The sequence below is a fragment of the Kitasatospora sp. NPDC004272 genome (assembly GCF_053603035.1).
This window is the reverse complement of the sequence record NZ_JBSGET010000110.1, coordinates 1-18,325: the sequence shown is the minus strand read 5'-3', so window position 1 is coordinate 18,325 and position 18,325 is coordinate 1. Positions and strand designations below refer to the sequence as shown.

Genomic DNA, 18,325 nt, shown 5'->3' with positions numbered 1-18,325 from the left:
TTTCTGTACAGTCGACTCGGGGAACGGCCTGGTCACGCGGGTGCCGTACAGAAGGGGCTGGCCCCGGCACGGTGCCGGGGCCAGCCTCGGGTAAACCGGGTTTATGCCGGGCCCGCTCAGGCCGGCTCCTCGGAGAGCTCGATGCTGTGCTCGGTGTTCAGCAGGTCGATCAGGGCGCGGGCGATGGCGGCGGCCTGACGGGGGGTGGTGGCCGAGCGGATGCTCTTCGCGAAGGTGTCCGCGTCGGCGGGGTCGACGGTCAGCGTCGCCAGGGCCGGTGCGGCGGTCGCGGGTTCCGGTTCGGTCGGCCGGGCCTCGGAGTAAACCGGGTTTACTCCGGGCCGGGGCGCTGGGGCTTCCGCGGGGGAGGGGTAAACCGGGTTTACATCGGCTGCGGTCCGGGGGCGGGTGACCGTGGCCTTCGGCTTGTCCTTGGTTTCGCGGGCCCGGGTGACCTGCTCGTCGGCCGTCAGGGTTCCGGCGCGGGTCGCGGCGCCGAGGCGGCGGGCTTCCTTGACGCCGATCTCCTTGCTCTCCACCATCTCCTTGACCTCGGGGGCCAGGTGGAGGAGCGCCAGGCGCTGGCCGACCCAGGCCGCGGTCTTCCCGAGGCGGCGGGCCACGGCGGCCTGGTTGCCGTCGTGGACGGTGTCGAGGAGTTCCTTGATGGCCTCGGCCTCCTCGATCGGCGGGACGTTCTCGCGGTGGATGTTGGCGATCAGCGCGGCTTCGAGCATCGCGGAAGCGGTCGGAGCGAGGTCGTCCTGGAGGTCGACCCGGATCCGTTCCAGGCCGGCGCGTTCGGCCGCGCGCAGGCGCCGGTTCCCGTCGAGGGCGACGAACGAGGCGTCGCCGAGCTGCTCCTCGGGCACGCCGGGGTGGGCGTCGAGGAAGGCCATCCGCGACACCACGGTGATGGCGGTGATCTGCCCGCTCTCCCGCATGCTCGCCGCGGTCTCGTCGATCGCCTCCTCGCTGTAGGTCTTGCGGTGGTTGCGGGGGTTGAAGACGACATCCGTCAGCGGGACGCTCGATGCCTTGCGGGCCCGGCCGAGCGCCTCGCTGCGGGCCTCGGCCGAGGCCAGGTCGCCGCCCTTGGCGGCGCTGAGGCTGCTGAACGCGGACCCGCCGCCGGCGCTGGCGAGCTTCTTGGCGATGCTCATCCGAGCCTCCGGCGGATCTCGCGCATGCGCTGCGCCTGGGTCGAGGACGGGGCGTACTGCAGGAGCGGCTGCTTCACGTGCACGGCCTCCCGCTGTTCCTTCAGGTCGGGTACGACGCTGAGCACCGGCGGGTCCTGGAGGGACTGCCACTGTTCGAGGGCGGTGGCCACGACGTAGCCCTTGCGGACGTCGTACTTGTTGACGACCAGGCCGAGGCGGTCGATGTCGACCTCGTAGTCGAGGGAGACCGTGTTGATCTGGCCTTCGAGCATCAGGTAGGCGTGGGCGGAGGAGTCCTCGGCCTCGACCGGGATGACGACGCCGGAGTTGCCCTTCGCCTCGTTCTTGCGGCGGTGCGCGTAGTAGATGCCGGCGTCCATGGCCAGGCCGAGGTTCGGCGGGGCGTCGATGACGATGACGTCGAAGTGCTCCTCCAGCGGCGCCAGGGCCCGCTGCAGCAGGGCTTCGCGGGGGCCCCGGACGCCGCCGAGCTTCGAGTCGAGGAGGAACGCCTCGAACGAGGACGGCAGGAGGAACAGCCGGCCGTCGAAGTGCTCGGGGGCGATGGGGACGATGTGGTCCATCAGGGAGCCGACCACGCGCTCGCGTTCGACCATGTGCGTCACCAGGCTCTCGGTGCCCGGTGCGATCTGCTTGCACGCCAGCTGCTCGGTGAGGTGGCCCTGCGGGTCGTAGTCCACGAGCAGGACGCGCAGGCCCGGCATCGCCGGGAGCTTCGAGGCGCCGGTGGTGGCGGGCAGGCCGAGCGCTATGGCCTGCGCGAGGCCGGCGGCCACCGTGGTCTTGCCGACGCCGCCCTTCTGGTTGCAGACGATGAAGCGTCGGGTGAGGCGGGGGATCGTCAGGTCCGTCAGCGGCGCGGCGTGGGAGTCCACCCACGCGCGGATGGCCTGGGCCAGGCCCTGGACGAAGGAGATGTCCCGGGCGCTGCATTCGGCCTTGAAGGTGTCGTACAGGCCGGCCGGCAGCCAGGTGTTGAAGCTGTCGGCGCCCGCGGTGTCGACGGTCGCGTCCTGGCCGGCTTCGCGGCCCAGCCACCGTTCGACCGCCTCGGTCACCGCGACCTGCATGTCGATGCCGAGTTGGGCGGCCCGGGTCTTCAGCGCTTGGCGGAGAGTCGGCGGAAGCTTGGACGCAACCTTTTCCCGCTCTCCATCGGAGTATGGAGATGCCATGACGTCACCATAGTGGCGTCGGGGTGGATTTGATGCACTGCGGGCGGGAACCGGCGCGCCGCTGGGAGCGGGCGGGGGAGGGTAAACCGGGTTTACATCGCCCTCGGCGGAGGCGCGGGGGCGGGGGAGGGTAAACCGGGTTTACATCGCCCTCGGCGCAGGCGCGGGGGCGGGGGAGGGTAAACCCGGTTTATGTCTCTCCGTCAGGCGGGCGGCGGGGCCCGGCGGCTGCCTGCGCAGCTCGCCGTTGGCTACTGGAAGGTGACGTGGTGGGGGAGCAGTCCGACCATGACCCGGCGGGGGGCGTCGGGGATCGGGCGCTCGAAGTCCATGCCGTACCGGGCGGCGAGTTCGAAGAAACCGTCGGTGGAGGTGTCCGGGACGAACGTGTCGACGGTGCCGCGCACCTCCAGGTAGCGGTAGGGCTGGTCGGGGTCGTTGACCGACAGGGCCGCGTTCGGGTCGGCGGCGAGGTTGCGGTACTTGTAGCGCGCGGTTTCGGTGGTGAACCACAGCCGCTCGCCGTCCCAGCGGAACCACACGGGGTTGACCTGGGGCGTGCCGTCGGGCCGGATCGTGGCCAGGTGTCCGAACAGCGGGCGTTCGAGCAGGTCGAGGTGGCTGTCGGGGATCTTCGTCACAGCAGGGCTTCCTTCAACTCGGATTCGGAATCGGACTCGGTAACGGCGGTGGCGGTGGCGGCGGCTCGGTGCCCCTGCGCCGGGAACGCGGTCCGCAGCCAGTCGCGGACCAGTTCCGGTCCGTGCCCGCCGCCGCACACCGCGACGTACCCGTCGGGCCGCACCAGCGCCAGCGCGAACCGGCCGTCGTTGCGCTTGAGCCCGGCGTCCCGGGGCGCGGTGTCCGACAGCAGCGCGTCGGTGGTGTCCAGGTAGCGGGTCTCGACCAGGTCCCCGTACTGCTGCTGCAGCGTGGCCGCCAGCGCGGTGGCCGCGGCCGGTACCGCGTGGTCGCCGGGGCCGGCGACCAGCAGCGTCATCCGCAGGTCCGTCAGCGCCAGGCGCAGCGGTACCCGCCGGGTGGTGCGCCGGTCCCACACCGTGTGGTCGGGTGCCAGCGCGCCGGTGGTGAACCCGCCCGCGGAACCGGCGGGTCCGACGGCGGCGCCCTGCCGGTAGACGTAGGTCAGTCCGGCCAGGCCGGGCACGTAGGCGATGTCGCCCAGCCGCAGTGCCGAGGCGACGCGCAGGGCGGTGTCCCGGAGGGCGACGTGCCAGCGCTTGGTGGGCGTCCAGGCCCGGGTCTGCAGGTCGGCCTGGCGGATGACGGTCCGGGCGACCTGGCCGCGTTCGTCGGCGTAGCTGTCCAGCAGCGTCTCGTGGGCGCGGCCGGCGTGGACCAGGGCGAGCTTCCAGGCGAGGTTGTGGGCGTCCTGGACCCCGGTGTTCAGGCCCTGTCCGCCGGCCGGGCTGTGGATGTGGGCCGCGTCCCCGGCCAGGAACACCCGTCCCACCCGGGTGCGTTCGGCGTGCCGGGCGTGGACCGAGAAGCCGGTGGTCCAGGTCGCGTCGTGCAGGGTCAGGCCGCCGGGGCCGCGGTCGTCGAGCAGGCGCTGGATCAGGGCGAGGTCGATGTCCTCGCGGGTGGTGCCCGCCGGGGCGGCGGTGAACACCCGGAACCTGCCGCCGGGCAGGCCGACCAGCACCACGACGCCCTTGGGGCCGCAGAAGTAGTAGTTGGCGTCGTGGACCAGCGGCCCTTCGACGCGCACGTCGGCCAGGGCGAACAGCGGGGCGTAGGTGCTGCCGTCGAAGGCGATGCCGAGGCGCTCCCGCACGGTGCTGCTCGCGCCGTCGCAGCCGAGCACGTAGGAGAACTCCTCGCGCACCGCGGTGCCGTCGGCCGTGCGCAGCTCCACCGTCACGCCGTGGGCGTCCTCTTCGAGCGCGACGAGTTCGGTGCCCCACTCGACCTCGCCGCCGAGTTCGGACAGGCACTCGCCGAGCAGGGCCTCGACGTCGGGCTGGGGCAGCGTCACCGGCCGGGTCCGGTCGTCGAACCGGATCCGGGCGACCTCCCGGTTGTTGGAGTGGTAGCGCAGCGATTCGATCGGCAGTCCGTGGGTCTCGATCCGCTTCCCGCCGCCGAGCCGGCGCAGCACCTCCAGGGTGCGCGGCCACACCGCCAGTGCCTTGCTCAGCGGGGAGGGGCCCTGGGCGCGGTCCACGCAGCGCACCGGGACGCCCCGGCGCCGCAGTTCGGCAGCCGCGGTCAGCCCCACCGGCCCGGCGCCGACCACCAGGACCGGGCGCCGGTCGGCCCCTGCCTCCTGCTCGTACATCTGCTCCACGTTCCACCTCTGGGTGAGTTCCGCAAACTGGACAGGCCGCTCCGGGCGCCGTGCTCCCGCCGCGACGGCGGCGGCCCGGGTTCTTCCACCGAGGCTAGGGACCGGCCGGTCGGCGCAGAACGGAACTGTCCCCGAAGTGGCACGGCGCTGCCCCGCAGGTGGCACCGCGGCCCCGCAACGCGCGCGGTCCCGCCCACCGGGACGGTGGACGGGACCGCGGCGGGGGCGGTGCGGCTCAGTCGCGGCGCAGCCCGGCGCGCACGATCACCGCGCCCAGCAGGACGACGACCGCGTCGATGAGCAGGGCGTCGTGGATGCCGTTGAGCACCGAGCCGGAGGCGGCGGCGCGGGCGGTGGCGATCGAGGACAGCACCGGGATGCCGACCGTGATGCCGACCTGCTGGGTCATGGACGCCAGGCCGCTGGCGAGGCCCTGCTCGCTGTCCGGCAGGTTGGAGGTGGCGGTGACCATGTAGCCGACGATCGCCGAGATGTGGCCGAACGCGCCGGCGGAGGAGGCAGCGAGCATCAGCGTCAGCGCGCCGCCGCCGCCGTTGCCGACCAGGAACAGCAGGCTGGTGGCCACGGCCTGCAGCAGCAGGCCGCAGGTCAGCACCGTGCGGTTGCCGAAGCGTCCGATCAGCCGGGGGGCGGTCATGCCGCCCACGAACGCGGCCACGCCGATGCCGCAGAAGGTGAAGCCGGTCTCCAGCGGGGTGTAGCCGAACACGTCCTGCAGGTAGAGGGTGAGCAGGAAGATGACCGAGCTCTCCATGGTGAAGGTGATCAGGCCGCCGAAGTTGCCCCACTTGACGCTGGAGCGGCGCAGCACCTGCACCGGCGCGAGGGGCGCCTCGCTGCGCAGTTCGATCATCCAGAACGCGGCCAGCAGCACGGCGGCGGCGGCCAGCGGGATCAGTGCGGCGGCGCTGCCCCAGCCGTGCTGCCCGGCGGCGGTGACGCCGTAGACCAGGGCGAGCAGGCCGGTGGTGACGGTCGCCGCGCCCGGGAGGTCGAGCTTGGCGCGCTCGCCCCGGCTCTCCGCGAGGATCTTCGGGGCGATCAGCAGGATCGCAACGGCCACCGGCACGTTGATGAAGAACGCCCAGCGCCAGCTCAGCAGCGAGGTCAGGATGCCGCCGAAGATCGCGCCGACGGTGAAGCCGGCCGAGATGAGCGTGCCGTTCAGTCCGAGGGCCCGTGCGCGCAGCGGTCCTTCGGGCAGTGAGGTCAGCAGCAGCGACAGCGCGGCCGGGGTGGCCAGGGCCGCGGCCAGGCCCTGGGCGACCCGCGCGGCCAGCAGCATCGCCGGGGTGGTGGCCAGGCCGCCGACCAGGGAGCCGGCGGCCAGCAGCACCATGCCGATCAGCAGCATCTTGCGACGGCCCGCCAGGTCGCCCAGCCGGCCGAACAGCAGGGTGAAGCCGGCCGAGGGCAGCATCATCGCGGTGGAGACCCACTGCAGGTTGCCCAGTGAGAAGCCCAGGTTGTTGCCGATCTCCGGCAGCGCCACGTTCAGCACCGAGAAGTCGACGGCAAGCATGAACTGCGAGCCCAACAGCAGTGTCAGCGTCAACCGTTGACGCGAGGTCATACGGGGCGCCACCTCTTCAGCGGGCTGCGCCTCAAGAACGGCGGAGGTCATAGCGGTCCAATCGTGAGTTCGGCTGCTCGTCTTTCGGAGCGTAGGAAGCGCCGTGGTCCCCCTCAACGGAACTGCGCCCAAAGTGCTCCCGCCCTGCCTCCAAGGGGACAGGCGGGCGGGTCAGCTAGCTGCCAGGGGGCGGGGCGGGGGCGCAGGTTGATGCCGATTCCGGTGGGTGCGGGGTCGGGGGGCGGGAGCATCCGTGCATCCGAGGAACCGCCGTGCGGCGGGGAGAGAGATGCGATGCCGGGACCCAAGGGCTTCTACATAGGCTTGATGTTCGACCGGGCGGCGGCCAGGCACGGCCGGGCGCCGGTGTTCCTCGACCGGCCGCTGGACCTCGCGCCGGACGAGGGGACGGAGTTGACGGTGGGCCGGCTGGCCGCGCTGGTGCGCGGGGCGGCCGGGCGGTTGGTCGGGGCCGGTGTCCGGCCCGGTGACCACGTGGCGCTGTACAAGTCGGACAACTTCGACATCGCGCTGCTGGCCGCCGCGGTGCAGCGGGTGGGCGCGGTGCCGGCGCTGCTGTCGCCGAAGCTGGAGGGTGCCGTCGCGGCGCGGTTGCTGGAGCGGCTGGAGCGGCCGTGGCTGCTGACCGATGCGGGGAAGCTGGCGCTGCCGGGGTTCGTGCCGGCGGCGGCGCGCGAGGTGCTGGTCGTTCCCGGGCCCGGTGCGGGCGGCGGGGCGGTGCCGGCGGGCGGGCGGGCGCTGGCGGGGTGCCCGGTGGCGCCGCTGGCGGGGGTGCGGGTGCCGGGGGTGCGCGAGCCGGCGTTCATCAGCCACACCTCGGGCACCACCGGTCTGCCGAAGCTGGTGGTGCAGTCGCCGGACGCGCTGTGGCAGCGGCTGCGCTTGCAGCGGCTGGTGGCGGCGGCCACCTGGCGGCGCGAGACGGTCGCCCTGCACCTGAGCTTCGTGCACGCGCGCTTCTACAGCGCCCTGGACCTGGCGCTGAACCACGGCAACCCGCTGCTGGTGGCGGTGGACGGCGGCCCGGAGTCGATCGGGCCGTGGTTCGCGCGGCACCGGCCGGGGGCGGTGGAGACCCAGCCCAACGTGTACATCGACTGGGAGGAGCTGGCCGGCCACCCGGGCCGGCCGCTGGCCAACGTCCGCTACTACAGCGCCACGTTCGACGCGATGCACCCGCGGACCGTCCGGACCCTGCTGGAAGCCTCCGGGCGGCGCCGTCCGGCCTTCATCCAGCTCTACGGCCAGTCGGAGACCGGGCCGGTCACCGGCACCTGGTACACCCGGCGGGACCTGCACCGGCTGGACGGCCGCCGGGTCGGCCGCGGGCTCCCGGGGGTCACCCGGCTGCGGATCGTCGGCGACGACGGGGCGGTGCTGCCCGCGGGCGCCACCGGGCACATCGAGGTCAGCAGCCGCACCCGGGCGCAGACCTACCTCGGGGAGGACGCCCGGTTCCGGGCGAGCCTGAACGGCCGGTGGTGGCGGATGGGCGACACCGGTTTCATGGACCGGCTGGGCCGGGTGCACCTGCTGGACCGGGCGGTGGACCGGGTGGAGGAGGTCGACTCGAACCTGCGGCTGGAGGACGACCTGATGGAGCGCCTGCCGGAGCTGCGGGAGGTGGTCATCGTGGCCGGCCCGGACGGGCAGGCGGTGCCGGTGGTGTGCACGCGCGGCGACCTGGCGCTGGACGCCGCCCGCTGGCGGCGGGCGACCGAGGGGATGCCGGCGCTGGGGCCGGTGCGGCACCTGCCGTTCGACGAGGTGCCGCGGACCTCGACCTGGAAGGTGCGCCGGCCGGAGCTGGCCGCGCTGCTGGCGGACGGGGGCCCGGTGTCCGCGCGGGGAGCGCGCGGGCGCTGACCCCCCGTCCGGTGCGGGGGTGCCGGGTCGGCCCGGCGCCCCCGCACCGGCTTCAGCCCTGGTCGGCGAAGCCGGTGCGCCAGCTGCTGTGCCGCGGGCTCCACCCCAGCGACTTGGCGCGGGTGTTGAGGGCGCCGCGCTCCCAGGGGGCGCCGCCCGCGGTGCGCTGCGGGGCGGGCCGGTCCAGGGCGGCGGCCAGTGCGGGGACCCACTCGTGCGCGGGGGCCGGTTCGTCGTCGACGACGTTGACCGGGCCGCTGGGCCACTGCAGGGCCTGCAGGGTGGCCCGGGCCGCGTCGCGGACGTGCACGAAGGAGCTGACGCCGCCGTCGGCGGCCAGCGTGCCCTCGGCGAGCTTGCCGGCCATCAGGCCGCCGGGCGCGTACCAGGTGCCGGGGCCGTAGAAGGCGCCGAAGCGCAGGACGACGTGCTCGTCGATCTCGGCGACGGCCTCCTCCAGGGCGGTGACGCCGCCGATGGTGGTCTGCCGGGGCTGGGGCGCGCCGGTGTCCAGCGGGGTGTCCTCGTCGGCGGGCCCCTCGCCGGGCCGGTAGGCCCAGGAGACGGACTGGGCGACGATCCGGCGCACGCCGGCCCGCTTGGCGGCGTCGACCAGGTTGCGGGTGCCCTCGACGCGGATGCGGGCGTTGTCGGCGGAGCTGCCCCCGCTCAGCGAGGTCAGCTGGTGGACGACGGCGTCCGGGGCGGCGTCCTCCAGGGCCGCGGCGACGGCGTCGCGGTCGAACGCGTCGAGCCGCACGCCCCGGGCGCCCAGGGCGGCGAGCCGCTCCAGGCCCTCGGCGGTGCGGGTGCCGCCGGTCACGGTGTGGCCCGCGCCGACCAGCAGCGGCACCAGGAGGGTGCCGATCGCGCCGGTGCCGCCGGCGATGAAGATGCGCATGATGGGGCGTTCTCCTCGGGGTTGTCGGGGGCCGGACGGCGTGTCCGGCCGCTGTGCGCCGGCACCCGGCCGCCGTCGCGGGTTCCCGCTCCGCGGGGGCGGAGTCGTGACCCGGCGGCCGGGTGCCGTCAGGGCGTCCCGCGTCCGGCCTCGGCCGCGAGGGCGTCGGCCGCGGGAGCGGTCAGGGGGGCCGGTCCGGCCGGGGCGGACCCGGCGCGCCGGTCGGTCGTCCACAACGCCAGCCCGGCCAGGGCCATCACCGCGCCGGCGGCGCACACCCCGCCCCAGCCCCACAGCGGGTACAGGGTGACGGCGACGGCGCCGCCGGCCGAGCCGCCGAGGAAGTAGGCGGACATGTAGGCGGTGGTGGTGCGGGCCCGCAGCTGCGGCGGGAACAGGTAGATGCGTCCCTGGTTGAGCACGTGGACGCCCTGGACCCCGATGTCGAGCAGCACGATGCCCAGGACCAGCGGCAGCGGGTGCCGGCCGGCCGCGAGCAGCGCCCAGGACCCGGCCAGCAGGGCGAGCAGCGCGCCGGTGGCGCCGTGGGCGACGCCGCGGTCCTGGAGCCGGCCCGCGGGCTGGGCGGCGGCGGCCCCGGCGGCGCCGAGCAGGCCGAACAGGCCGATCACCGAGGAGCCGTAGGAGTAGGGGCGGTCGCTGAGCATGAACGGCAGCGCGGTCCACAGCAGTTGGAAGGCGCCGAAGCCGAGCGCCCCGGCCGCCATCCGCCGGCGCAGGAACGGCTCGTCGCGGACCAGGGCGGCCACCGAGCCGAGCAGTCGCAGGTAGCCGGCGCCGGGCGCCGCGGGCAGGTCGGGGAGCTTGGCGTGCAGCGTCACCGCGAGCACCGCGGCGGCGACGGCCGCGATGCCGTAGACCGGGCGCCAGCCGACCGCGGAGTCGATCAGGCCGGCCACCGTGCGGGCGAGCAGGATGCCCAGCAGCAGGCCCGTCATCACGGTGCCCACGACCCGTCCCCGCTGGTGGTCGCCGGCCAGGGTCGCGGCGGTGGGGACGAGCACGTTGATGGCGGTGCCGGCGGTGCCGGCGGCGGCGAGCAGGCCGATCAGCGGCCAGATGCCGGGGGCCAGGGCGGCCCCGGCCAGGACCACCGCGTCCACGGACAGCAGCAGGGTGACCAGGCGGCGGCGGCCGGCCAGGTCGCCCAGCGGGACGATGAACAACAGCCCTGCGGCATAACCGAGTTGGTTGAGCGTCACGCACAGTCCCGCGGTGGCCGGGCCGGTGCCGAAGGCGTGCTGCAGCGCGGGCAGCAGCGGCTGGGCGTAGTAGTTGTTGGCCACGATCACCCCGCAGGCGGTGGCCAGCAGCAGGACCAGCCCCCGGGACAGGCCGGCCGGTCCCGCACCGGCGGGCGGCGGTTGACTGTTGCTCATGTCAGCACCGTAGGCATTCCGTTCGGGCGGCACATGCCGCGTAGGGGGATCCGGGATGTTCCTTTCGGGGTGCGCCGCGGCGCGGGTGCGTCCTCGGGAACGGCGCGGGTGCGTCCTCGGGGGCGGGGCGGGTGTGTCCTTGGCGGTAGTGGCGTTGCCGGGCCCCGCGGGGGCTGCCTAGCGTGGTGGGCGCGGCCGTCGGGAGCCACTCCCCCGGGCTCCCGGCCCGCCGCCCGCCCCGGTGCCCCCGGGCCTGCCGTGCCGTCCGCGCGCGCCGTGCGCCCGGGGCCCCGCGCATCCCGCCCACACGTCCTTGGAGGAAGCATGTCCCGTTCCGTCTGCCGTCCCGGTGCCCTGCGATGAGGGCGCTGGTTCCCACCGGGCGTCCGGAGGAGATGGTGGTCCTCGCCGAGGCGGAGCTCCCCGAGCCCGCGCCCGACGAGGCCCTGGTCGAGGTCCGGGCGTTCTCGATCAACCGCGGCGAGGTGTTCCAGCTGCACGGCCCGCTGGAGCGGATCGGCCGGCCGGGCAAGGACGTCGCCGGCGTGGTGGTGCGGGCGGCCGCGGACGGCTCGGGGCCGGCCGTGGGCCAGCGCGTGGTCGGGCACCCGCCGGCCCGGGGCTGGGCCGAGTTCGTCGCGGTGCCGACCTCCTCGCTGGCGGTCCTCCCCGACGGGGTGTCCTTCGAGCAGGCCGCCGCGCTGCCGCTGGCGGGCCTGACGGCGCTGCGGCTGCTGCGGCTGTGCGGGCCGCTGGCGGGCCGCCGGCTGCTGCTCACCGGCGCCTCCGGCGGCGTCGGCCACTACGTGGTGGAGCTGGCGCTGGGCGCCGCGGCCGACGTCACGGCGGTGACGGCGACCGCGGAGCGCGGCAAGCGGCTGGCGGAGCTGGGCGCGGAGGTCGTGCACGAGGTGTCCGACGCGGTCGGCCCCTACGACGCCGTGCTGGAGTCGGTCGGCGGCACCTCCACCCCGCAGGCGCTGGCGCTGCTGGCGCCGCGCGGCCAACTGGTGTGGTTCGGGCAGGCCTCGCGGACCCCGGCGCAGCTGAGCTTCTTCGAGTTCTTCAAGGGCCCGCGCTCGGGCGTGATCCGGCACTTCCACTACGAGCACTCCGACGAGCCGTTCCGCCCGGACCTGGAGGAGCTGGTCGAGCTGGTGGCCGAGGACCGGCTGCACCCGCACATCGGCCGCCTCGCCGACTGGCGGGAGACCGCCGCCGCGCTGAACGACCTGCGCGACCGGAAGATCGTCGGGAACGCCGTGCTGACCGTGAGCGGCGGCTGAGGACCGCCCCCGCCGGGGCGCCCGGGCCCGGCGTCCGTTCACAGGGCGTCGAAGTCGACGGTGACCCGCTCGCCGCCGACGGTGCTGCGGCAGGTCAGCACGTAGCCGTCGGCGCTCTCGTCGGCGCCCAGCGCCAGGCTGCCCTCGGTGTCCACCCGGCCCAGCACGACCTTTGCCCGGCAGGTGGCGCACACCCCGGTGCGGCAGGAGTACGGGGTCTCCGGCCGGGCGGCGAGCGCGGCGTCCAGGACGTTGGCGCCGGCCGGGACCCGCAGCACGCTGCTGCGGCCGTCCAGCCGGACCGTCAGCTCGCACCCGGCCGCCGCCACCTCTGCCCCGGCCGACCCGGCCGACCCGTCCGACCTGTCCGACCCGTCCGGCGGGCGCGGCGGGCGCGGCGGCGCGGGCGGCGGGCCGGCGGGCAGCGCGCGGGTGGTGAACAGTTCGGTGCGCACGTGCGCCGCCCCCTGCTCGGCCAGGACCTCCTCGGCGGCCTCGACCATGCCGGGCGGCCCGCAGACGTACCACTCGTCGGCGCCCGCCGGCAGCAGGCGCGGCAGCAGCGCGCGCAGCCCGGCCCGGTCGAGGCGCCCGGCGGGGAGCCCCGCCTGCCGCTCCTCCCGGGAGAAGACCCGCAGGACGCGCAGGCGGTGCCGGTGGCGGTCCTTGAGGTCCGCCAGTTCCTCGGTGAGCATCGCGCTGTCCGCCCCGCGGTCGCCGGCCAGCAGGGTGACGGTGCTGTCCGGTTCGGCGGCCAGCACCGCGGCCGCCATCGACAGCAGCGGGGTGATCCCGGACCCCGCCGCCAGCGCGGCGATCCGGCGGCCCCGGCCCCGGCCGGGGCCGCCGGGGGCGAGGGCGAACCGGCCGGCCGGGGGCAGCGCCTCCACCAGGTCGCCCGGCCGCAGGCGGCGGGTGGCGTAGGACGAGTAGGCGCCGCCGTCGACGGCGCGGACCGCGATCCGCAGCGTCCCGTCCCGGGCCAGCTCGGCCGGGACGGAGCACAGCGAGTACGAGCGGCGGGCCTCGGCGCCGTCGAGGTCGGCGCGGACCACCAGGTGCTGCCCGGGCGCGAAGGCGAAGCCGGCGCGCAGTTCCGGCGGGACGCGCAGGGTGATCAGGACGGCGCTGCCGTCGGCGGCGACCGGCCGCACGGCGGCGACCGGCAGCGGGTGGAAGCGGGTGCGCGGCCGGGGGCGCGCCGGGGCGGGGGCCGTCACACGTGCTCCTTGAAGTGGTCGAACGGTTCGTCGCAGGGCGCGCAGCGCCACAGGCTCTTGCAGGCCGTGGACCCGAAGCGGGCCAGCAGGGCGGTGTCGGGGGAGCCGCAGCGCGGGCACGCGGGCCCGGGCCGCCGCACCGGGGTGAGCGGCAGCAGCCGCCGCTCGGGCGGCAGCGCGGGCCCGCCGGCGCCCGGCCGGGGCGGGGCGATGCCGGCGGCGGTGAGCTTGGCCGCGGCGGCGGGGGTGATCCAGTCGGTGGTCCAGGCCGGCGACCAGCGGGTGTCCACCCGTACGGCCGTGGCGCCCGCGCCGAGCGCGGCGGTGCGGATGCCCGCGCGGATGGCGTCCATCGCGGGGCAGCCGGTGTAGGTCGGCGTGATGGTGACCACCGTCGCGCCGTCCGCCGCGGTGCGCACCGCGCGCAGGATGCCGAGGTCGTCGATGGTGACGGTGCCGATCTCCGGGTCCGGGACGGCGCGCACGGCGGCGGCGATCCGCTCCGCGGCGCTCACCAGCGGGCCCCGGGGTGGGCGCGGTGCAGGGCCTGCATCTCGGCCAGCAGCGGGCCGAACGCCTCGGTGTGCAGGCCCCGGCGGCCGCCGCCGGGGCGCCAGTCCCCCTCCGGCCGCACCAGGGTGGCGCGGGCCAGCACCGCGGTGACGTACCGCGTCCAGTCGGGCAGCAGCGCGGCGGGGTCGACCCCGGTGCCGTCCGCGGCGGCGGCCGTCCACAGCGGGTCCTCGGCGAACAGTTCGTGGGTGTAGGGCCACAGGGCGTCGACGGCGTCCTGCATCCGCCGGCGGGACTCGCTGGTCCCGTCCCCCAGCCGCAGGGTCCACTGGGTGGCGTGGTCCACGTGGTAGGCCGACTCCTTGGCGAACTTGCCGCCCAGCGCGGCCAGCACCGGGTCGGCGCAGGAGGCCAGCGCGGTGTGCAGCAGCTCCTGGTAGGTGCCGAAGAACAGCAGCTTGGCGACGGCGTGGGCGAAGTCCGCCTCGGGGAGTTCCACCAGCTGCGCGTTGCCGAACTCGCGGTCCCCGCGCAGGAAGGCCAGGTCGTCCTCGGTGCGGCCGGCGCCCTCCAGGTCGCCGGCGTGGGCGAGCAGGGCCCGGGCCTGGCCCAGCAGGTCCAGGGCGACGTTGGCCAGCGCGACGTCCTCCTCCAGCTGGGGCGCGCGGGTGCACCACCAGGACAGGCGCTGGGCCGCGATCAGGGCGTCGTCGCCGAGCCGCAGCGGGTAGCGGTGGTCGGTCACAGGTGCCGCACCCCCTCCGGGAGCTCGAAGTGGCCGGGGAGGCGGTAGTCCTTGTCGGCGGCCGGGTCGAGGAGCGCCCCGTGCTCGTCCGGGTCGAACGCGAAGACCGCCTCCGCGGGCACCACCCACAGCGAGACGCCCTCGCTCCGGCGGGTGTACAGGTCGCGGGCGTTGCGCAGGGCCATGGCGGCGTCCGGGGCGTGCAGGCTGCCGGCGTGCAGGTGGGCCAGGCCGCGCCGGGCGCGGACGAACACCTCCCACAGCGGCCAGTCCGGGGCGGGCGCGGTGCTGTTCATGCGGCGTGGTCCTCCTCGCCGGTCGGTGCCGCTCATGCGGCGTGGTCCTGCTCGCCCGCCGTCCCGGCCGGGGCGGCGGGCCCGGCGGGAGCTCCGGTACGAACGGTGGCGGCGGGAGCTCCGGCGCGAACGGTGGCGGCGCGGGCGAGCCCGCCCGGGGCCGCGGGGGCGTGCTTGGCCGCGTAGGCGGCCGCGGCCTCCCGGACCCAGGCGCCCTCCTCGTGGGCGCGGCGGCGGTGGGCCAGGCGCTGGCGGTTGGCGGGCCCGTCGCCGCGCACCACGCGGGCGAGTTCCGCGTAGTCGGGCTCGGTGAAGTCGTAGTGGCCGCGCCCGGCGTTCCAGCGCAGGCCGGGGTCGGGCAGGCGGACGCCGAGCGCCTCGGCCTGCGGGACGCAGATGTCGACGAAGCGCTGGCGGAGCTCGTCGTTGGTGAAGCGCTTGATGCGCCAGGCCATCGACCGCTCGGAGTGGGTGGAGGCGGTGTGCGGGGGGCCGAACATGGCCAGTGCCGGGTACCACCACCGGTCGACGGCGTCCTGCGCCATGGCCCGCTGGGCGGGCGTGCCGCGCATCAGCGTCCACAGCGAGTCGAAGCCCTGCCGGTGGTGGAAGGACTCCTCCTTGCAGACGCGGACCATCGCGCGGGCGTAGGGGCCGTAGGAGGAGCGGCACAGCGGCACCTGGTTGACGATCGCCGCCCCGTCCGTCAGCCAGGCCAGGGCGCCGGTGTCGGCCCAGGTCAGGGTCGGGTAGTTGATGAAGGAGAGGTACTTCTGGCGGCCCTCGTGCAGCGCGTTGAGCAGGGCGGCCCGGTCGGTGCCGAGGGTCTCGGCGGCCGCGTAGAGGTAGAGGCCGTGGCCGGCCTCGTCCTGGACCTTGGCCAGCAGGACGGCCTTGCGCTTGAGCGAGGGCGCCCGGGCGATCCAGTGGGCCTCCGGCTGCATGCCGACGATCTCGGAGTTGGCGTGCTGGGCGAGCTGGCGCAGCAGGTTCTCCCGGTAGGCGTCGGGCATCCAGTCCCCGGGTTCGACCTTCCGGTCGGCGGCGATCAGCGCCTCGAAGCGCGCCTGCCGCTCGTGCGGCTGCGGCACCGCGGCCGCCGCCCGCCCCCCGGCCCGCCCCCCGGCCTGCCCCGCCGCCCGTTCCTCGGCCCGCCCCGGGGCCCCGGCGTCCGCCCGTCCGGCCCGGTCGACCTCCGCGAGGAGCCGGTCCAGGCCCGGCGGCACGGGCGCCAGGTCACCGCTGTCTGCCGGTCGTCCCACGGTGGAGCCCTCCCTGTTCCGGGGCCGGTGCCCTGATGGCGGCCCCTGCCGTGGCAGCACCGTAGGAAGGCGCGGGGGCCGGTCCGGGGGCGGTTTCAGTTAGCTGCCGCGGTGCGGGCCGGGCTGTCAGCTAGGTGCCAGCGCCCGCGGCCGGGCGGGCCCGGCCGCGCAGAGTGGTCCGCCGTCGGGATCACACGAGGGGAGCGGGGCCGATGGCCGAGCGGGGAGCTGCGCGGACGACCGGGCGGTCGGGGCCGGAACCGGGGCCGGCCCCGGCATCGGAGACGGCGCCGGGGTCGGAGCCCGCACCGGTGCCGGGGTCGGAGCCCGTGCCGGTACCGGTGCCGGTGTCGGAGCTGGAGCTGCGGCTGGGCATCCGGGTGCTGTCCGGCACGCCGCGGACGGTGGTCGCCACCATGCCGGTGCCGGGCAACCGCCAGCCCTTCGGGGTGCTGCACGGCGGGGCCTCCCTGGCGCTGGCGGAGACGGCCGCCTCGGTCGCGGCGTGCCTGCACTTCGCCCCGGGCACGGCGGCCGGCACCGAGCTGAGCGCCACCCACCTGCGCCCGGTCTCGGCCGGCCTGGTCACCGCGACGGCGAGCGCGCTGCGCCTGGGGCGCACCCACGCGACCTACGAGATCTCGGTCCGCGACGAGGCGCAGCGCCTGGTCTGCAGCGCCCGGATGACCTGCGTGGCCGTCCCGGACGCGGCCCGGAGCCGCTGACCCACCCAGTTCAGGAGGCACCATGACTTCACCGGCCCCGCCGTCCGCGCGCCCGGCGGCCCTGTCGCCCTCCGCGCACGCGGACACCTTCGCCCGCGACCGCCTGCCACCCCGGCACGAGTGGCCCGAGCTGCACTTCGACCTGCCCGAACTGCGCTACCCGCAGCGGCTGAACTGCGCGCAGGAACTGCTCGACGGCACGATCCGGCGGCTGGGCGGCGACCGGCCGTGCCTGACGGACGGATCGGGGACGACCTGGTCCTACGCGCAGGTGCGGGACCGGGTCGACCGGGTCGCCCGCTACCTGGTCGAGGAGAAGGGCCTGGTCCCGGGCAACCGGGTGCTGCTGCGCGGCCCCAACTCGCCGTGGCTGGCGGTGTGCTGGCTGGCGGTGCTGAAGGCCGGCGCGGTGGTGGTGGCCACCGTGCCGCTGCTGCGCCCCGCGGAGCTGCGCACCGTCGCCGACCGGGCGCGGGTGCAGCTGGCGCTGTGCGACGAGCGGTTCGCCCGGGACTGGGAACTGGCCGCCCCTGGCGTGCCCACCGTGCTGTTCGGCCCCGGAGGCAACGGCGACGACGACGGCGAGCTGGGCCGCGCGGCGCGGGAGCGGCCGGCCGGCTTCGCGGCGGTGCCGACCGCCGCCGACGACGTCGCGCTGATCGCGTTCACCTCCGGCACCAGCGGCGAGCCCAAGGCCACCGCGCACTTCCACCGCGACGTGCTGGCCGTCGCCGACACCTTCTCCGCGCGCGTCCTGCGGCCCGGGCCCGAGGACGTGTTCGCCGGCAGCCCGCCGCTGGCGTTCACCTTCGGACTGGGCGGCCTGCTGGTGTTCCCGCTGCGGGCCGGCGCCCGGGCGGTGCTGCTGGAGGACGCCGGCCCGCGCGCCCTGTTCGCGGCGGTCCCCCGGTTCGGGATCACCACCCTGTTCACCGCGCCGACGGCCTACCGCGCCGCGCTGGACCTCCTCGACGGGACGGACCTGTCGACGCTGCGCCGCTGCGTGTCGGCCGGCGAGCCGCTGCCGGAGGCCACCTGGCGGAAGTTCCACGAGGCCACCGGGGTGCGGATCGTCGACGGGCTCGGGTCCACCGAGATGCTGCACGTCTTCATCGCCTCGGCCGGGGACGAGATCCGCCCCGGCTCCGCCGGCCGGGTCGTGCCCGGCTACCGGGCCCGGGTGGTGGACGCCGCCGGGGAGCCGGTGCCCGACGGGGTGCCGGGCCTGCTCGCGGTGCAGGGCCCGACCGGCTGCCGCTACCTGGACGACCCGCGCCAGCGCGTCCAGGTCGAGCGGGGCTGGAACCTGACCGGCGACACCTGCGTCCGGGACGCCGACGGCTACTTCTGGTACCGGGCGCGCGCCGACGACATGATCGTCTCCTCCGGCTACAACATCGCCGCCCCCGAGGTCGAGCAGGCCCTGCTGGAGCACCCGGCGGTGGCGCTGTGCGCCGTGGTCGGCGTGCCCGACGAGCGCCGCGGCCACCTGGTGAAGGCGTTCGTCCAGGTGGCCGCCGACGCCCGTCCGGGCCCCGACCTGGTGGCGGAGCTGCAGTCCTTCGCCAAGCGGCGGATCGCCCCGTACAAGTACCCCCGCCTGATCGAGTTCGTCACCGCGCTGCCGCACAGCAGCACCGGCAAGCTGCAGCGCGCCGCCCTGCGCGGGGCCGGCCCGCGCCACCCCAGCGAAAGCGAGTCCCCGTGCTGAACCAGGACGCCCCCCGCCCGGCCCCGGGCGGCTCCGACCGATGGACGACGCCCGCCGGGGTCGGGGTGGACCGCGCGGTCCACCCCCCCGGCCCCGCCCCCCACAGACCGGAAGC

At 75.7% G+C, this 18,325-nt stretch carries 16 protein-coding genes; 4 read left to right on the top strand and 12 right to left on the bottom strand.

Features of this window, described 5'->3' with window-relative positions; translation table 11 throughout:
- Positions 1 to 116: 116 nt before the first annotated feature.
- From ACWEO5_RS28030 to ACWEO5_RS28010, 5 genes are all read right to left on the bottom strand, one after another.
- Positions 117 to 1,163 (bottom strand): ParB/RepB/Spo0J family partition protein, encoded by a 1,047-nt coding sequence (locus ACWEO5_RS28030; protein WP_452164989.1) that lies wholly within the window; start codon positions 1,161 to 1,163, stop codon positions 117 to 119.
- Positions 1,160 to 2,359 carry a ParA family protein gene (locus ACWEO5_RS28025; RefSeq protein ID WP_344556884.1) on the bottom strand — a complete coding sequence of 400 codons (1,200 nt, stop codon included), beginning with the start codon at positions 2,357 to 2,359 and terminating at the stop codon, positions 1,160 to 1,162. The genes ACWEO5_RS28030 and ACWEO5_RS28025 overlap by 4 nt, the downstream gene beginning before the upstream one ends.
- Positions 2,360 to 2,610: 251 nt before the next feature.
- Complete coding sequence (locus tag ACWEO5_RS28020; RefSeq protein ID WP_452164988.1) at positions 2,611 to 3,000, bottom strand: PPOX class F420-dependent oxidoreductase; 390 nt, start codon at positions 2,998 to 3,000, stop codon at positions 2,611 to 2,613.
- Positions 2,997 to 4,661: an FAD-dependent monooxygenase gene (locus ACWEO5_RS28015; RefSeq protein ID WP_452165000.1), complete on the bottom strand. Its 1,665-nt coding sequence runs from the start codon at positions 4,659 to 4,661 to the stop codon at positions 2,997 to 2,999. The genes ACWEO5_RS28020 and ACWEO5_RS28015 overlap by 4 nt, the downstream gene beginning before the upstream one ends.
- Positions 4,662 to 4,905: 244 nt before the next feature.
- Entirely contained in the window at positions 4,906 to 6,264 is a 1,359-nt protein-coding gene (locus ACWEO5_RS28010; RefSeq protein ID WP_344556887.1) for an MFS transporter, read from the bottom strand.
- A 294-nt stretch (positions 6,265 to 6,558) separates the two neighbouring features.
- Here ACWEO5_RS28010 and ACWEO5_RS28005 point away from each other — a divergent pair, with 294 nt between their 5' ends.
- The gene (locus ACWEO5_RS28005; protein WP_452164987.1) at positions 6,559 to 8,151 is read left to right on the top strand and encodes a class I adenylate-forming enzyme family protein; all 1,593 of its coding nucleotides are present in this window, start codon (positions 6,559 to 6,561) and stop codon (positions 8,149 to 8,151) included.
- A gap of 52 nt (positions 8,152 to 8,203) precedes the next feature.
- Here ACWEO5_RS28005 and ACWEO5_RS28000 read toward each other — a convergent pair whose 3' ends face one another.
- Positions 8,204 to 9,052 (bottom strand): NAD-dependent epimerase/dehydratase family protein, encoded by an 849-nt coding sequence (locus ACWEO5_RS28000; RefSeq protein WP_452164986.1) that lies wholly within the window; start codon positions 9,050 to 9,052, stop codon positions 8,204 to 8,206.
- A 128-nt stretch (positions 9,053 to 9,180) separates the two neighbouring features.
- Positions 9,181 to 10,452 carry an MFS transporter gene (locus tag ACWEO5_RS27995; protein WP_452164985.1) on the bottom strand — a complete coding sequence of 424 codons (1,272 nt, stop codon included), beginning with the start codon at positions 10,450 to 10,452 and terminating at the stop codon, positions 9,181 to 9,183.
- Positions 10,453 to 10,811: 359 nt separating this feature from the next.
- Between ACWEO5_RS27995 and ACWEO5_RS27990 the strand changes: the two genes are divergently transcribed.
- Positions 10,812 to 11,738 carry a zinc-binding dehydrogenase gene (locus tag ACWEO5_RS27990; RefSeq protein ID WP_344556897.1) on the top strand — a complete coding sequence of 309 codons (927 nt, stop codon included), beginning with the start codon at positions 10,812 to 10,814 and terminating at the stop codon, positions 11,736 to 11,738.
- A 38-nt stretch (positions 11,739 to 11,776) separates the two neighbouring features.
- Here the strand turns inward: ACWEO5_RS27990 and ACWEO5_RS27985 are convergent, their stop codons facing one another.
- From ACWEO5_RS27985 to paaA, 5 genes are read right to left on the bottom strand one after another with little or no spacing between them, the layout of a single operon-like run.
- Positions 11,777 to 12,958: a 2Fe-2S iron-sulfur cluster-binding protein gene (locus ACWEO5_RS27985; protein ID WP_452164984.1), complete on the bottom strand. Its 1,182-nt coding sequence runs from the start codon at positions 12,956 to 12,958 to the stop codon at positions 11,777 to 11,779.
- On the bottom strand, positions 12,955 to 13,473 hold the full coding sequence (paaD, locus tag ACWEO5_RS27980; RefSeq protein WP_344556900.1) for a 1,2-phenylacetyl-CoA epoxidase subunit PaaD: 519 nt from the start codon (positions 13,471 to 13,473) through the stop codon (positions 12,955 to 12,957). The genes ACWEO5_RS27985 and paaD overlap by 4 nt, the downstream gene beginning before the upstream one ends.
- Positions 13,470 to 14,216 carry a 1,2-phenylacetyl-CoA epoxidase subunit PaaC gene (gene paaC, locus ACWEO5_RS27975; RefSeq protein WP_344556902.1) on the bottom strand — a complete coding sequence of 249 codons (747 nt, stop codon included), beginning with the start codon at positions 14,214 to 14,216 and terminating at the stop codon, positions 13,470 to 13,472. Before paaC ends, paaD begins: the two co-directional genes overlap by 4 nt.
- On the bottom strand, positions 14,213 to 14,512 hold the full coding sequence (paaB, locus tag ACWEO5_RS27970) for a 1,2-phenylacetyl-CoA epoxidase subunit PaaB (protein WP_344556903.1): 300 nt from the start codon (positions 14,510 to 14,512) through the stop codon (positions 14,213 to 14,215). Before paaB ends, paaC begins: the two co-directional genes overlap by 4 nt.
- Positions 14,513 to 14,544: 32 nt before the next feature.
- Entirely contained in the window at positions 14,545 to 15,561 is a 1,017-nt protein-coding gene (gene paaA / locus ACWEO5_RS27965) for a 1,2-phenylacetyl-CoA epoxidase subunit PaaA (RefSeq protein WP_452164999.1), read from the bottom strand.
- Positions 15,562 to 16,103: 542 nt separating this feature from the next.
- Between paaA and ACWEO5_RS27960 the strand changes: the two genes are divergently transcribed.
- Positions 16,104 to 16,499: a hotdog fold thioesterase gene (locus tag ACWEO5_RS27960; RefSeq protein ID WP_452164983.1), complete on the top strand. Its 396-nt coding sequence runs from the start codon at positions 16,104 to 16,106 to the stop codon at positions 16,497 to 16,499.
- Positions 16,500 to 16,521: 22 nt separating this feature from the next.
- The gene (locus ACWEO5_RS27955) at positions 16,522 to 18,210 is read left to right on the top strand and encodes an AMP-binding protein (RefSeq protein ID WP_452164982.1); all 1,689 of its coding nucleotides are present in this window, start codon (positions 16,522 to 16,524) and stop codon (positions 18,208 to 18,210) included.
- Positions 18,211 to 18,325: the final 115 nt, after the last annotated feature.

What these genes read in the sequence shown, in the direction of transcription:
- ACWEO5_RS28030 (WP_452164989.1), bottom strand. Translation starts at nt 1,163, where the DNA reads ATGAGCATCGCCAAGAAGCTCGCCAGCGCCGGCGGCGGGTCCGCGTTC.
- ACWEO5_RS28025 (WP_344556884.1), bottom strand. Translation starts at nt 2,359, where the DNA reads ATGGCATCTCCATACTCCGATGGAGAGCGGGAAAAGGTTGCGTCCAAG.
- ACWEO5_RS28015 (WP_452165000.1), bottom strand. Translation starts at nt 4,661, where the DNA reads ATGTACGAGCAGGAGGCAGGGGCCGACCGGCGCCCGGTCCTGGTGGTC.
- ACWEO5_RS28010 (WP_344556887.1), bottom strand. Translation starts at nt 6,264, where the DNA reads ATGACCTCGCGTCAACGGTTGACGCTGACACTGCTGTTGGGCTCGCAG.
- ACWEO5_RS28005 (WP_452164987.1), top strand. Translation starts at nt 6,559, where the DNA reads ATGCCGGGACCCAAGGGCTTCTACATAGGCTTGATGTTCGACCGGGCG.
- ACWEO5_RS28000 (WP_452164986.1), bottom strand. Translation starts at nt 9,052, where the DNA reads ATGCGCATCTTCATCGCCGGCGGCACCGGCGCGATCGGCACCCTCCTG.
- ACWEO5_RS27995 (WP_452164985.1), bottom strand. Translation starts at nt 10,452, where the DNA reads ATGAGCAACAGTCAACCGCCGCCCGCCGGTGCGGGACCGGCCGGCCTG.
- ACWEO5_RS27990 (WP_344556897.1), top strand. Translation starts at nt 10,812, where the DNA reads ATGAGGGCGCTGGTTCCCACCGGGCGTCCGGAGGAGATGGTGGTCCTC.
- paaB (WP_344556903.1), bottom strand. Translation starts at nt 14,512, where the DNA reads ATGAACAGCACCGCGCCCGCCCCGGACTGGCCGCTGTGGGAGGTGTTC.
- ACWEO5_RS27955 (WP_452164982.1), top strand. Translation starts at nt 16,522, where the DNA reads ATGACTTCACCGGCCCCGCCGTCCGCGCGCCCGGCGGCCCTGTCGCCC.